General features: G+C 63.6%; 1 pseudogene. It reads left to right on the top strand.

What is annotated here, in order from left to right:
* Nucleotides 1–73 precede the first annotated feature (73 nt).
* A pseudogene (locus tag D7X12_RS45735) lies at nucleotides 74–462 on the top strand (transcription-repair coupling factor); the annotation flags it as partial.

Here is a 462-nt window from a genome sequence, read left to right as displayed (position 1 = left end):
CGTGATGCGCGATTTCGTGGCGCAGCGCGCCAACATCCTGCTGTGCACGACGATCATCTAGACCGGTATCGACGTGCCGACCGCCAACACGATCCTGATCCACCGCGCCGACAAATTCGGCCTGGCGCAGTTGCACCAGTTGCGCGGTCGCGTCGGGCGCTCGCACCACCAGGCGTATGCGTACCTGCTGGTGCACGACGTCGACGGCCTTACCAAGCAGGCACAGCGCCGCCTTGAAGCCATTCAGCAGATGGAAGAACTCGGTGCGGGCTTCTACCTGGCGATGCACGATCTGGAAATACGCGGCGCCGGGGAGGTGCTGGGCGACAAGCAATCGGGCGAGATTTCGGAGATCGGCTTCCAGCTCTACACCGACATGCTCAACCAGGCGGTGAAGTCGCTCAAGGCCGGCAAGGAACCCGACCTGATGGCGCCGCTCGCGGCCACGACCGAGATCAACCT

Origin of the sequence: Corallococcus sicarius (assembly GCF_003611735.1) — a bacterium.
Lineage (GTDB): Bacteria > Myxococcota > Myxococcia > Myxococcales > Myxococcaceae > Corallococcus > Corallococcus sicarius.
Note: the sequence above shows the minus strand (reverse complement) of the source record. Positions and strands in the feature narration are given on the sequence as shown.